Below are 15005 nucleotides of genomic sequence, written 5' to 3' on the forward strand. Positions count from 1 at the left end.
ACAGGTTCATGATTTTGAAAGTGACTTATATTTAAAACAAAAAAGGGCTTCCAACCCTGTGAACATCGCATTCAATGTGAAATCTACTATAGAATTTGTTTGAAATCTATTGTTATGATGTTTTTATCATTAAGACGCAGAGCGTTTAGGCTACATTCCAACGGAGACCATTGGAATAAGAAAGAAAACGAGAAAAATCGACTACAAATAAAAGTTAACTCTTTAAAACTTGCAAAAACAAAAAACCAGATCAAAATCAATTCATAATTCTACAAAAATCCATTCTCAAGCTCTGGCATCCAGTCATGAATATTGCTCTTAATGGCGTCGATTTTCGGGATATTACTAGATTTAAAATGCACCTCAACCAACGCCAACATCTCGCCATGGACATCCACAACCAACTGACAAACCAATGATTTAACCTGATACGACATTAATTTTTGCCGCATTGGATTTTCCTCATAACGAATTTCTGAGGCTTTCACATCAACCAACGACACAAACTGTGAATTATTAGGCGTCAAATCTTCAAACCGATATGGTAAACGTTCAATTTCAATGGTCTGTAAAATATCGGACATAAACGGAATCTGCTGACCCTCAGCAAAAACCGTATTCTCTGCAATCACGCTGGCTTTCTGTAAACTCAAACCACGAGAATGATCGCCGTTATGAAATCGATACACCACCACGCGTAACACATTCTGATCAACTTGCTGAATCGTATGTTTCAAACTACTGGCAAACTCGCTGGCCACCCGTGCAGTACGTAATTGATGCTGACGGCTTCCATCATCGGGCTTATTATTAAACAAAGTGCGTTTGATTTCCTCTGACAGCGCATAATCTCGAATAATAAAGGATTGATTAATATAAATAAGATTTAAAATCACCCAACGTCTGAAACTGCGCGAGCCAAAAAAATCACGAATCCGCTGATGATAAGTTGCAACCGCAACAATCAACGCAATCAGCCCAATTAAACCAATGTTTTGTAATTCCATTTACTTTGCTTTCACTTCTGCTACGATGGTTGTTTTATAGCCGCCGCTGTCAAATGTGTGCGTGGCCTTTGTAATAATCCAAGGTGATAACCCACAAATTTCAGGTCGAAAATCCTTTAAAACTAAATCCATTTCTGCCCTAACCTGAGGATTACCAGGTATATTCAAACTGCCAATATTGCCTGTGCCGCGTGATAATTGCTTAAATTTATCATTGGCTCTCATTTTGGCTTTGTCTTGGGCTTCCAAAATATCGCGCTCTTCATAAAATGGCTCAATACCAACAGTTTCATAAGTGCGCTTTTTACTGTCCCTGTCTTCCCAATAGGTTTTAACCCCTTTATATTTAGTGCGATTATCAACTTTTGCCCCTGTCAAGCTTGTTGCAATAATGCCCGAACCTGTATTTAAATAATGATCTCGGGAAATCGTTACTTCGCCATTGGTTTTTTCCCGTGGCTTAAACATCAATTTTTTATCCTGCAATTTGGCATAACAATCATGCTTTTCCGCCAATCTGGATGCAAAATGAATATCGCTTTCCTCAGTCTGATCAAAATGCGGATAATAAATACCTGCAACATCAGGATCAACTTCGGCTGTAAAGCCGTTATTAGTCGCGATTTTACCAATGATTTCACCAATAGTTTTTTCATGCCATTCGCCCGTTTTAGGTTTTTTGATTTCATTATTATGCGTCATCAATGCACGAGCTGAAATGCTCATAGTACTGGCTGGAGAGTCATCATGAGTAATTTTATCGATTTCAAAAATCCCCATTTTTACTATACCCGTTTCTTTATAACCCAGTTGTACCGTAATTTCTAAACCTTCAGGCGGCCATTCCAATTTATAATCTCTATCGTCAAGTTTAATCATGGCAGAATCACTTTTGATGCCTGCGTTATCGACAACAGAAACGCTGAGAAGTCTGTCATTGGCTGCTGCGCTGAGGCCGCTGATAATTGCTATAGGTGTCATAATATTTTGATAAAAAAGGCGGTGAAAATAATCAGTAAAAACCAAGCTGAAACCCAATACCAAACGGTTAATTCAAATATTCGCCATTCTTGAGTTTTAAACAATTGATCTTTGATTTTTTGCAATTTGCTTGTCATTCATTTTCAATCTACTTACATGTCAAAAATTTTAATTTTGCGTTGATTTTCTTGTACGGTTAATTCAGTGGGCAAATCGGGTAAATACACTTGTTGACCCGCTTCATAAAATAAACCCTTATCGGCTAAATTCTGATTTTCAGCTTGTTGCAGCACGAAACTCAATGCTTTGTTATGTGGCAATTCATAATGACTATGACAAATGTCGTCTAACATATCGCCTTGCTGACAGGTATACCATTGCGCCATTATGATGTTGCTCCATCGGGATAATATTTTTTGAGCTGCACAGTAAAACTGATTTTCTGCGGGCGACCATCATCCATTAAGCTCTCTTTACCATCTTTGACCGAAGTGCATACATATTTGCCGTATATCATCCCCATGCCATCAATTAAATAATGTGGCTTACCCTGATTAGCAATCAATCTGACAATTTCCATTAAATTAGCTCTGCCAGAGATTGCGGGATAATAGTCACCTGTCAGCGTAATGCTGTCATCACCTTTCCCCACAAACTGCAATGCCACAGGCCGCCCAATCCGTCCTTGAGAAGGATGTCTATAACTGGTTGAGTGATCAAGTTTTGCCAATGCTGTGGTGCTAGTTCCAAATGGATAGCCACCCCAGATGACTTGTACGTATTTCTTTGCCATTAAAAAATTCTAAAGTATTTATAAATCAAGTTTGTAGGACAAAACGTCATACATATCAAGGTAAAGCAAAGGCTACAATTTAAACCGTTAGAAAACGAGTAATAAAACCATGCGTGGAATGGATAGGGTCACAGGGAAGTGGATTGATGGTGACGCACATTTACAACAATCATTAGAAGATACGGTTGCCACTCGACGAGGCGAACGGGTTTTAGTGCGTGATTATGGAATGGATCAGCAGTTAGTCGATGCGCCAATGTCCTCCTCTCATTTTATGTTATGGGCTTATGCCAGTGTTGATGCGTTAGATAGCGCGAATGAACCTCGGGTCGAGATCGAACAGATTCAAGTGACACGAGTGAGTAAACAAGGTGAGCTGGATTTCACCATGCAATTGGGATTGAATCCAACCCCGAATTTAACCGATGCCATGCGCTCAGAATTTGACAGAGCAAACATGATTTACGATTTGCCTGAACCTGTGGTGACACCGATTACAATCAATAATTTAACTATTACTACACCGATAATCTCATGACTGCTTTTGCCAATATTGAACTTGAAAAACTGCCATTTCCTGATGTGGTCGAAACACTGGATATTGAACAGTTGGTCGCGCAAGCGATTGCAGAATTCCGCAATTTAGCCCCTGATTATCAGGCGATTGTTGAATCTGATCCCGCGTATAAATTGTTAGAACAATATCAATATCGTGAACTATTACTGCGACAACGGATTAATGACGCTTCAAAAGCCGTGATGCTCGCGTATGCCAAAGACAATGATTTAGATAATTTGGCCGCCAATATTGGCGTGATTCGTTTAGAAAATGAAACCGATGAGCGACTGAGAACCCGAACCGTTGCTGCATTGGAAGCGATTAGCACTTGTGGTGCAACAGGTAGTTATGTGTATTGGAGTTTGACAGCTTCAAATGATGTGAAAGATGTGGATGTGTTTAGCCCTGAGCCTTCGGTGGTCGAAGTCACAATTTTAAGTGCGGAACATGACGGCACACCTTCTACTGAATTATTACAAATCGTAAATGCGCAATTGGGTGCAGAAGATAAACGCCCGTTAACCGACCAAGTACTGATTAAATCCCCTGACATTATTGAATATGAAATTGATGCAACCTTGTACTTTTACAATGGCCCTGACCCCGCAGTAGTCAAAGCGGAATCACTTAAGAGCATAACCGAATATGTCCAAAAAAATCATTTGCTCGGACATGACATTGCCTTGAGTGGGATTTATGCAGCATTACATGGCGCTGGTATTCAACGGATTGAATTGCATCAACCGATAGAAACGATTGTGGTTGATGGGCAGCAAGCCGCGTTTTGTCGTGGGATTCGTGTGGTTAGTGGCAGCGTTGATGAATGATTATCAAAAACTCTAGCACCCTATAGCCAATTCTATCTTGAGTGTGAGGACTGGCAGTCCTGTCTCACTTTAAAGTAAAACGACTCTCGTTCCTGCGCACTGCGTAGGAATGCAGTCCAGACGCGCCGCGTCAAGAACAACTTAAGAGCCTAAAACAATGATTAACTTACCTAAAAAAACCAAATTAGAACTCTTCGCCTTCGCCATTTCAACCGTTGGCAAATTATATGAATGGGGCAAAGAAGCCTACGACGACAAAGAGCTCAGCATCTCAGAATTTCAAGCTTTATTCGACCAAGTGGTTGAACCCAGCATTGCAGATTTTACCGATGGCCAAGTCAAAATCAATTACAACATTGAACAAAGCATTGGCTTAGAACCACAGCCGATTAACTGGAGAAACTACATTTTCACTGTGATGACAATGGTCATGAGCGCGAATCAATGGCACACCGAGTCAATGGCAGACGGCGAAATCAGCGCACAAGAATTCGAACAATTTATCAACGATGTCATCTTTGCCAGCCTTAATCAGACCGATGGCAAATACATTATGTCATTTCAAATGAGCGTCGCTGCCTAATGCAATCCATACTTCCCAGCCATTCCACCCCGCTTGAACTTGATATTGAGCAAATCGCGGCTGAACATTTGGACAGCTTGCCCGCGCACGTCATTAGAAATTTATGGAATCCATGGCAATGTCCTGCTGAATTTTTACCATGGTTAGCATGGGCAATGTCGGTTGATGTGTGGGATGAGAATTGGCTGGAACAAGTCAAACGCCGCGTGATTGCCGAATCCTATGAAATCCATCGTAAAAAAGGCACGCGATGGGCGGTACAACGGATTTTAGACCTCACAGGCGTACCCGATTTTGAAATTGTCGAATGGTGGCAAACCTCGCCTAAAGGCACACCGCGTACTTTTTTCCTTGTAGTGCATTCCGATGGACGCGCCCCATATCCGCTATCTTATGAACAATATCAGCGGATTAGCAAAAATGTTGATTTATACAAACCTGCCAGCGCACATTACGATTTAGTGATTAAAACCATTTTTAAAAATGTGATTGCACCGTATTTGGAAGATGGCAAAATTAAAGGGTCTGCATTATGTGTCGCGGCAGCAATTGAACCAACCAGCATCGCCAGCGTGACCAGTCAACCCAAATATCAAACCCAAGCTGCACCGCATAATCTCACCGTTGCCGCCAGCATCGAATCGGCCAACACCGCCAGCGTGAGCACCAAACCACTATACGAAATTGAACCTTTAGAACGACAATTACAGATTGCTGCCAGCGTTGAATCAGCCAATATCGCCAACATTACCACGCAAACCGAATATAAAAATCAAAGCATAAACAAATCTTTAACTATCGGACTCAGTGCACAAACCCGAAATACATTTAAACGCACCACCAAGCCGATCTACCAAAATACAATTAATAAATCTTATCAGGTGGGGGTTGCAATTCAGCCCCGACATATTTTTAACCGAACGGTTGAAACGCATTATTCTGCCCAATCACCTCATAGTGGTTTAGGCGTAAGCAGTGCGTTATCAACGACTGTTTTTACTCACATTACGATGGTGGCCGAATGATTGACGTGATACCTACAATTACTGATGCGGGATTGCAAGCGGCATTTAACGCGGACAATGATGGCATTGATTTAAAAATTACAGCGGTGGGCTTAAGCAGCCAAAGCTTTGCACCGACTCAGGGCATGACCAGTTTACAGGGCGAAATTGAACGCTTTCCTGTCAAAAATGGTTTACGCGCAACCGATACCCAAGTCAATTTAACCGTGATTGTTGATGGCAATAACGAATATTGGATTAAGGCGATAGGGTTTTATTTAGAAGATGGAACGTTGTTCGCGGTTTGGAGCAACCCCAGTCCTTATGCCAACATCACTTATGGGCCGGGCAATGTTGCTGATAATACATTAGTGATTGATGCGTTTAACCATGAAGTGCAAGCGGGCAATTACACCTTAAGTTGCACTGATGCCACCGAAGGCAATGAAGTATTTGAGCTTATCGCACCTGATAGCAGCAATATTGGCAATCTGACAGGTGGTACAGCATTTAACTCCAGCCATTTTGATTTAAGTTTAAATTCAGGCTTTAGCTGGACGGTTGGTGATGAAATTCAAATTAAAGTCAGTTTAGAACAAAATTTAGGTTTTAAATCATCGATTAATAAATTTGATATTCAGTTGAATTTAGTGCTGGCGGCTGTGCCTGCGAATTCAATTACGGTTGAGCAAAATGGCGATTTAGGATTCCATCCTTTAACCGTGGAATTAGTCCGTTTAGCAACCAGCCATATCGTGAAGAATTTACGTGAATTACGCATGAGTGAACGCCTGCGAATTTTAGAAAAAGCTTAAGTATAGTTGTTTTACTTTAAAGTGATACAGGACTGGCAGTCCTAAACTTTAAAACGGATTAATATTTAAATAATAACAGGATTGCCAGTCCTCACACTCAAGATAGAATTGACTATAACGTGTCTGGACTGCGAAAGGATAATGGAATATTACTTTTTGCAGTCATGATGTGCCACGTCAAGATAAAGGATTATCAAACATGACAATGACCCTTGAAAATGCTGTAACCAATTTAATCACCCAAACTGATGAATTAACCTATGAAGTGGTGGATAAACTCGCCGCCATCGATCAACGGGTCACTAATGCTGAGGCCAATTTAGATCATAAATGGGATGATAAAGAAGCTCAAATCAATACTGAGTGGACAGCCAAACAAACTGAAATCGATGCCAAATTAAATGCGTTTGACAATCGAGTGATTTATGTTGCACCCGCTGCTCAAAATGCAGGTACGGGCATAGATGCAAACAATGCAACAACCTTAGCTGAAGCCTTAAGCAAGCATATTATTCCGTCTGTAGCCAATACGATTAAATTGAGCGCAGGCCAGCATATTTTACCAAATCAAGTTTTAAGCGATATTTTCTTAATCAATTTTGAACCGATTGAAGCTTATGATCCTGACAATCCAGTGATTATTTGTACGCCACACACGATCGATGATGAGATTTCTACTGATATTGTTGGCCTTGCTTCTGATTCGCAAATTTGTGATGCCCACGCGTATGATGAAACCGCTTTGTATTTTATCAATTCAACGATTCGGTTTAATCACATTCAGTTACGTGGTACGCGCCATTGTTTGAAATTTGATAAATCAACGGTGTTTACTTCAGGTGAAATGTCATTAGATTTATGGATTTATTCTGCTTCGTGTACCTCTCATAGTGGCGTGGCGTTATGGGCGCAAGACTCACATATTTACAGTGAAGCCAATTTGCCGATTAATATCTGGCATCCTGATTATACGGGTTGTACTGATGCGTTGGCCGATCATGCTGCACCGATCTTTTTAGACAATACCCAACATATTCAAAAAGGCCAATTAACTTGGTCGTCTAATATTGAGTTAAGCGAATATCCGAAACAAACCGTGCTGGGTTGGCGCAGTGAATTTGAAGCAGCACCCGCCACCGCAATTAATTTAATCAACGGTGCGCAACTGCATATTGAACGCTTAAAAATAAACAATATCATGCAGTTATTCTGGGCTGATAATGCGACATTTAGCGTAGCGTTTATGGAAATGGATCAACATTCCGACCCGTTACATTGGTTAGGTCAAGCACAGGGTCAACAAGCCCTGATTTCTTTAACAAACCGTCATGCGGACTGGCCTGATGAACTTGCGCCAAATGTATTACGGATTGAAAACACCAGTCATAATCCAGATTTTGCCAGTTTAATTGCTTATGATGGGGCTGATGTATTTTTAGACGGGGTTAAATTCAGTTCGACCGCGTGTCCATGCGGCAGTTTTATCACCAGTGAAGCGGCGGAAGTATTTTTACAAAATAGTCAGATTTACGCGCTAGACCGTGATAATAATCAAGGCTTTATGCACATTTCGCACAATACTAACGGCAAAGTGATTGCGAGAAATAATCAGCTAGAAACCCGTTTAGGCGATAACGATGCGGCTTTTGTCACACTTGAAGGTGGTTTTACTAAAGAGAAAAACAATCAATTAGTGTGTAGTGCGGAATATCAAGTGGATAGTTATGGCCGCCATCAAGACAACTTAGGCAATACACAAGGTATGTTTTCATTTGCTGAAGATAAAACTTTCAAAATCCCTGAAGATTATCCCGATTTGCCAAGCGCAATTGCAGCGATTAGTAATTTAGTCATTGCACCCAGTGCTCATATTACTTTGGATTTGGCGGAAGGTGAGCACATTCTGAATCAAGCTTTAAGCATCAATAATCTGCAAAATGTCACCATTCAAGGGGCTGAGCCGTTAGAAAAAAATATCATGTCATTTGTCAGTGCTACGGGCGGTGCAGGTGATTGGAATGTGACTTTGCAATTGAATGATGCCAGCGATGTTGACGTAGGCAATTATTTGTTAATCCATGATATGACAGGTACGGGTATTCCCGAAGTCCATTTAGGTGGTTGGGAAATTATTGCGGTATCAAATAACAATGTGACCGTGAAGCATTACTGTCCTGAGTCTAGTTTTCCAAGTAATACAGTGACAAATGGAGCAGTTTATGTTCTGAAAACCATATTAAATATGAACAGCCTAATTATATCACTAAGCAACTGTCACAACTTTCAGTTTAAGCATATCGCATTTAATCAATCTGATATCAACATATCAAATAGCATTGTGTACTTTTCTAAAGTTTGCCTCAGCCATTCACATACAGAGCAGCTATTTAGTGCTGATTCTAAAATCTTTTTAAGCTTATTTGCTTTATGTAGTTCCTTGGGACATGCCACACGTTTTGTGAATTCAGATATAGAATTAACCAATACTTGTATTTTTAATTCATGTAATGGTGTAAGCCTTTATTTAACCCAAAATAGTTTTCTTAACTATAACAGGGGTGCACAAGGTAATTTGTATATGTTGTATAACAAATATGGCATGTATGCAGAATTAAGTGAAGCACGTTTAGCAAATAACGACATGTATGTTTTGCATAATAGTACCCGTGACTTTCATGCTCAAAGAAACTCGTTTTTATTAGTGGCAAGTACATATCAAGGCTCTCCCACATTCTCACCGCCATTGAACACCGAAGGCAATACCCGTTCATTTATTGAAGGATAAGAACACGCCTCGTTCCCATGCGCCGTGTGGGAATACAGTCCAGACGCGCCGCGTCATCGTTCTAAAGACTTAAAAATTTCAGGTAAAGGATTACCGCAATGACAAGCACATTTGAAAGCGCAATTGCAACTTTAGTCACCAAAACCACCCAACTCACTGACGAAGTCATCGACAAAATGACCGCGATTGACCAGCGAGTGACCGATGCACAAACCGAACTCGACAGCCACTGGCTAGATAAATCCACCCAAATCAATGGCGAATGGATCAGCAAAAAAGCCGAAATCGATGCTAAATTAAATACGTTTGACAATCGGATTATTTACGTTGCACCCACTGCACAAAATGCAGGAACAGGGGTTGATTCTGATAATGCCACAACGTTGGCTGATGCCCTGAGCAATCATATTATTCCTTCTGTCGCCAATACAATTAAATTAGCCCAAGGGGTTCACGTCTTACCTGCTCAAGAATTAAACGATATTTTCTTAGTCAATTTTGAACCTGCTGGCGTATATGATGCCAATAATCCCGCCATTATTTGTACCCCGAATACGATTGATAGCATGATTTCAACCGATGTCACGGGGATTACATCCGAGTCACAAACTTGCGATGCGCATGGCCAAGATGAAACCACTTTGCATTTTATCAATTCCACCGTGCGTTTTAATAATGTGCGCTTACGGGGCACGCGGCATTGTTTGAAATTGGAACAATCCACCGTTTTTACTGCTGGAGATATGGATTTAGATTTATGGGTCTATTCAGCATCGTGTACGTCGCATAGTGGTACAGCCATTCACGCGATTGATTCGCAAATTTACACTGCCAGCGAATTGGATATTCATTTATGGCATCCAGATTACACAGGTTGTAGCGATGTGTTAGTTGAACACGTTGCCCCGATTTATCTTGATAATTCAAAACATATTGTGAAAGGCCTGCTTTCATGGTCTTCGAATATCAGCAGCGCAGATTATCCAACACAAGAAAGCATCGGCTGGCATACCCCGTTTGAAGTCAGTCACGCCACTGCGTTTAATATTCTCAACGGTTCACATTTACATATCGATCGTTTGCATATCAACAATGTGAAGCAATTATTCTGGGCGGATAATGGTTCATTACAGATTTCATTTATGGAGATGGGCGAGCATTCCACACCGTTACAATTCTTAGGTCAAGCGCGTGGCCACGATGCGCGTGTTGCCTTAACCAATCGAGATATTGAATGGCATGATGACACTGAGCCGCATATTGTTCGGATTGAGAATGTTGGCAATGTTCCAGAACAAGCGTGTTTAATTGCTTATGACGGCGCGGATGTGTATTTAGACGGGGTGAAATTAACCACAACGGCGACGGCGTGTAGCACCTTTATGGCGATTGAAGCGGCGGAAGTGTTTTTACAAAACAGCATTATTTACGCACCAGACCGTGATAACAACCAAGGCTTCATGCAAATCACCCATAACACCAATGGCAAAGTCACGTGTAAAAACAATCAATTGGCAACCCGTTTAGGCGATAACGATACGGGCTTTGTGGCCTTGCGTGGGGGGTTTACCCAAGAGCAAAACAATCAGCTTAATTTCAGTCAAGATTATCAAGTTGATACTTACGGTCGTTATCAAGATACGCATGGCAATACCCAAGGTATGTTTTCATTTGCTGGCGATAAAACCTTCAAAATCCCTGAAGATTATCCAACTTTAGAAGCAGCGATTGCTGATGTGAGTAAACTGGTTATTTCGCCTGATTCAACAATGACGATTGAGCTAGCAGCAGGTGAGTATACTCTAAGTCAAGATTTAGCTATCCAAAATATGGAGAATCTTATCATTCAGGGTGCTGAATCATTTGAAAAGAATATTGTGTCAATTGTTAGCGTGACAGGTAGTGCAGATAATTGGAATGTGACTTTACAACTTAGTGATACTAATGATATTGAAATAGGTAATTACTTGCTAATCCATGATGTAATAGGTACGGGCATTCCTGAAGTGCATTTAGGCGGTTGGGAAGTGATTGCAATATCAGGCAACAACATAACAGTGAAACATTATTGTCCTGAAACGATTTTTCCCACAAACACTGTAAGCAGCGGAACACTCAAGGTTCTGAAAACTGTTTTACTTAATAATAAGCTTAGCCTCGATTCATGTAGAAATATAGCACTTAAAAATATGGCTTTTGTTCAACAAACAGTGAATGTGAATTTCAGTGAACTTGGGATGACAAATATTATTTTCAGCCAACATATTTCAAACATAGTTGGTTCAAACTTAACTCTCAACTTACTTGCTGGTTGCAAAGGCGATAATCGTGGTCTTACAGTTGTTAGAACACAAGTTGATTCCGCGAATAAGGTTTTTTTCAATTCTAATCAAGCCGCTGGTCTTTGGATTATTGAGTCTGCATCACTGAACTTTAATGCAAGTAATCTCAACGCTATCATGTACAGTCTATACAATCGAGAAGGGATATTTGCTGAGGACAGTGTAAATGTTCGTATGGCCAGTCAAGGTACAAAAAGGCATTACGTTTTACATAATTACGGCATTGCTGATTTATTTGCAAGAACAAATTCATTTATTGAAGCACAGTTATATGAGGGTACACCAGTATGTTCCCCAGCTATAAATACTGAAGGCAATATCCGCTCATTCATTGCAGGATAAAAGATACATCCCGCTAACCTCGTTCCCATGCGCCGCGTGGGAATGCAGTCCAGACGCGCTGCGTCATTGTTTTCAAAGAATTAAATTTTTCAGGTAAAGGATTACCGCCATGACAACACAACTTGAAGAAGCCGTCGTTGAGCTTATCACCGAAACCGACGAACTGACCCACGAAGTCATATCTAAAATGCAGATGATTGAGCAACGGGTAAGCGATGCAGAAACCGAACTCGATACACATTGGATAGAAAAATCTACCGTCATCAACAATGAATGGATCAGCAAAAAAGCTGAAATCGATGCTAAACTAAGCACCTTTGACAATCGAATTATCTACGTTGCACCGACAGCACAAAATGCGGGTACGGGTGTTGATGCCGATAACGCAACCACATTGGCCGAAGCATTAAGCAGTCATATCATTCCATCTGTAGCAAATACGATTAAATTAGGTGCAGGCTTACATATCTTGCCAACCCAAGAATTAAAAGATATTTTCCTGATTAATTTCGAACCTGCTGGCGTATACGATTCCAACAATCCGCCGATTATTTGTACCCCGAATACGATCGACAGCACCATCTCAACCGATGCCACAGGTATTACCTCAGATTCACAAATTTGTGATGCACATGGTTATGATGAAACGCCGCTGATTTTTAAAAATGCCACGGTTCAATTTAATAATGTTTGGTTACGTGGTACGCGGCATTGTCTTAAATTTGATAAATCAACAGTATTCACTTTGGGTGATGTGAATTTAGATTTATGGGTCTATTCAGCGTCTTGTACTTCGCACAGTGGCACAGCGTTGCACGCTACCGATTCACAGATTTATAGCGATGCAACCTTGTCTATTAATCTCTGGCATCCAGATTACACCGCTTGTAGCGACGTATTAGCCAATCATGCTGCACCGATTTTCCTTGATAATTCAAAACAAATTCAAAAAGGTAAACTGATCTGGTCATCGAATATCAAACCTGATGCCTATCCAAAACAAATGAGCATTGGCTGGCGCACCCCGTTTGAAGCCACTCACGCCACGGCTTTGAATATTGTCAATGGCTCACATTTGCATATCGAACGCTTAAAAATCAACAATGTGATGCAATTATTCTGGGCGGATGACTCTAAATTCAGCGTCGCTTTTATGGAAATGGATCAGTTATCCGAGCCGTTACAATATCTCGGTCAACTACGCGGTCAAAATGCACAAGCCTCGTTTACGAATCGCAATGCAGAATGGTATGACAGTGCTGAACCAAATCATGTACGGATGGCAAATGTCAGCGACAATCCAGAGCAGGCTAGTTTAATTGCTTATGATGGAGCTAAAGTCTATCTTGATGGTATCAATTTGACGGCGAACGAAGCATCTGGCAGTTTTATCAGCTCCGAAATGGCAGAAATATTGTTACAAAATAATGTGATTAACGCGCTAGATCGTGATAATGGTCAAGGCTTTATGCAGATTTCACATAACACCAACGGCAAAGTGATTTGCAAAAACAACCAATTGTCCACCCGTTTAGGCGATAACGACACAGGTTTTGTCACGCTTGAAGGTGGTTTTACTAAAGTCAAAGACAATCAACTGGCGTGTGGTCAAGAATATCAAGTAGATACTTATGGCCGTCATCAAGACAGCTTAGGCAATACGCAAGGCATGTTTTCATTTGCTGAAGATAAAACTTTTACCGTACCGGGTGATTATCCCGATTTGACAACTGCAATTGCAGCGATTAGTAATTTAGTCATTGCGCCAAGTGCCCATATTACTTTGGATTTAGCTGAAGGTGAACACGTTTTAACTCAAGATTTAGTTATCTATAATATGGAGAATCTCACTATTAAGGGAGGTGAATCACTTGAGAAAAATTTAGTTTCATTTGTGAGTGCCACAGGCAGTGCAGGTGATTGGGAGGTGACTTTGCAATTGAATGATGTAAGTGATGTTGAAGTGGGTGATTTTCTTTTAGTCCAAGATATTACAGGTACAGGTATTCCAGAAGTGCATTTAGGTGGATGGGAAATTATTGCAAAATCAGGTACAAATGTAACAGTAAAGCATTATTGTCCTGAAACTGCCTTTCCTACCAATACATTGACTGGTGGCACAGCTTATGTGCTTAAAACGATTTTGAATTTTTCAGGGTCTTACGCTATTAAAGCATCAATGAACCAACGGTTAGAGTTTAATGCGATTGTATGTAAATCATTGATAGCATCTAATATATCAAAAAGTGGTATTGGCTTATATAGAACAATATTTAATGCTATACCGAACACTAGTAGTGTTTGCCTATTTGGCTCTTCAACTGTTAATTTTCAAACTGCTGCTGCATCTGGATCAAATGTGATTAGTTTGTTCAGATTTATATATTGTTCTATCAGCGTGGTTACAGAGCTTTTTGTTAATTCTGGTGATGGTAGAGGGCTACAACTAGAGCATTCTAATTTGAGTACCATTTCGAGCACTGGAGGGAAAATATTCTCTCTTTACAATAATTTTGGAATTTATGGATTTCAATCTGGAATTGAACTAAAGAACGGCAGTTTAAATGAACACTACATTTTACATAACAATATTGATTATTACGCAACAGACGGCAGTTTATTTTCAATTCTAAAATATTCTGGTACACCTATTTTCTCACCTGCTATCAATACCATTGGTAATAAACATTCTTATATCGCAGGATAAATACAAACCTCATACGCTCTTAACCTCGTTCTCACGCGCCGCGTGGGAATGCAGTCCAGACGCGTTGCGTCATAGGCCTTTTGAAAATATACTCATTATTCATTTTTCTGTGATTTGAGGGAACGAAGCAATCTTGCTCAAATATTTTATTCTGGTACACTTATTTTCTCACCTGCTATCAATACCATTGGTAATAAACATTCTTATATCGCAGGATAAATACAAACCTCATACGCTCTTAACCTCGTTCTCACGCGCCG

13 protein-coding genes are annotated in these 15005 nt (G+C 40.4%); 8 read left to right on the forward strand and 5 right to left on the reverse strand.

Annotated elements, in window-relative coordinates; all coding sequences use genetic code 11:
• Positions 1-269: 269 nt before the first annotated feature.
• From ABXH34_RS06820 to ABXH34_RS06840, 5 genes are read right to left on the reverse strand one after another with little or no spacing between them, the layout of a single operon-like run.
• Positions 270-1007: a hypothetical protein gene (locus ABXH34_RS06820; protein ID WP_353571118.1), complete on the reverse strand. Its 738-nt coding sequence runs from the start codon at positions 1005-1007 to the stop codon at positions 270-272.
• Entirely contained in the window at positions 1008-1988 is a 981-nt protein-coding gene (locus ABXH34_RS06825) for a phage late control D family protein (RefSeq protein ID WP_353571119.1), read from the reverse strand.
• Positions 1985-2125, reverse strand: a complete 141-nt coding sequence (locus tag ABXH34_RS06830) for a hypothetical protein (protein ID WP_353571120.1) — start codon at positions 2123-2125, stop codon at positions 1985-1987. Before ABXH34_RS06830 ends, ABXH34_RS06825 begins: the two co-directional genes overlap by 4 nt.
• A gap of 15 nt (positions 2126-2140) precedes the next feature.
• A complete protein-coding gene (locus ABXH34_RS06835) occupies positions 2141-2374 on the reverse strand; it encodes a tail protein X (protein WP_353571121.1) in 234 nt (77 codons plus the stop codon).
• Positions 2374-2781, reverse strand: coding sequence for a phage tail protein (locus ABXH34_RS06840; RefSeq protein ID WP_353571122.1), 408 nt, complete (start codon positions 2779-2781; stop codon positions 2374-2376). Before ABXH34_RS06840 ends, ABXH34_RS06835 begins: the two co-directional genes overlap by 1 nt.
• 109 nt (positions 2782-2890) lie before the next feature.
• Here ABXH34_RS06840 and ABXH34_RS06845 point away from each other — a divergent pair, with 109 nt between their 5' ends.
• The 8 genes from ABXH34_RS06845 to ABXH34_RS06880 all read left to right on the forward strand — a co-directional run bounded on the left by ABXH34_RS06845 (position 2891) and on the right by ABXH34_RS06880 (position 14745).
• Positions 2891-3319: a GPW/gp25 family protein gene (locus ABXH34_RS06845; protein ID WP_353571123.1), complete on the forward strand. Its 429-nt coding sequence runs from the start codon at positions 2891-2893 to the stop codon at positions 3317-3319.
• Positions 3316-4167: a baseplate assembly protein gene (locus tag ABXH34_RS06850; protein WP_353571124.1), complete on the forward strand. Its 852-nt coding sequence runs from the start codon at positions 3316-3318 to the stop codon at positions 4165-4167. The genes ABXH34_RS06845 and ABXH34_RS06850 overlap by 4 nt, the downstream gene beginning before the upstream one ends.
• A gap of 157 nt (positions 4168-4324) precedes the next feature.
• Entirely contained in the window at positions 4325-4750 is a 426-nt protein-coding gene (locus ABXH34_RS06855; RefSeq protein WP_353571125.1) for a hypothetical protein, read from the forward strand.
• A complete protein-coding gene (locus ABXH34_RS06860; protein ID WP_353571126.1) occupies positions 4750-5775 on the forward strand; it encodes a phage tail protein I in 1026 nt (341 codons plus the stop codon). The genes ABXH34_RS06855 and ABXH34_RS06860 overlap by 1 nt, the downstream gene beginning before the upstream one ends.
• Complete coding sequence (locus ABXH34_RS06865) at positions 5772-6569, forward strand: phage tail protein (protein ID WP_353571127.1); 798 nt, start codon at positions 5772-5774, stop codon at positions 6567-6569. Before ABXH34_RS06860 ends, ABXH34_RS06865 begins: the two co-directional genes overlap by 4 nt.
• Positions 6570-6768: 199 nt before the next feature.
• Complete coding sequence (locus ABXH34_RS06870; protein ID WP_353571128.1) at positions 6769-9354, forward strand: hypothetical protein; 2586 nt, start codon at positions 6769-6771, stop codon at positions 9352-9354.
• Between the two features lie 98 nt (positions 9355-9452).
• Entirely contained in the window at positions 9453-12038 is a 2586-nt protein-coding gene (locus tag ABXH34_RS06875) for a hypothetical protein (RefSeq protein WP_353571129.1), read from the forward strand.
• 109 nt (positions 12039-12147) lie between these two features.
• A complete protein-coding gene (locus ABXH34_RS06880; RefSeq protein ID WP_353571130.1) occupies positions 12148-14745 on the forward strand; it encodes a hypothetical protein in 2598 nt (865 codons plus the stop codon).
• Positions 14746-15005: the final 260 nt, after the last annotated feature.

Origin of the sequence: Candidatus Albibeggiatoa sp. nov. BB20, assembly GCA_016744725.1 — a bacterium.
In the GTDB taxonomy this organism is placed as follows: Bacteria; Pseudomonadota; Gammaproteobacteria; order Beggiatoales; family Beggiatoaceae; genus Albibeggiatoa.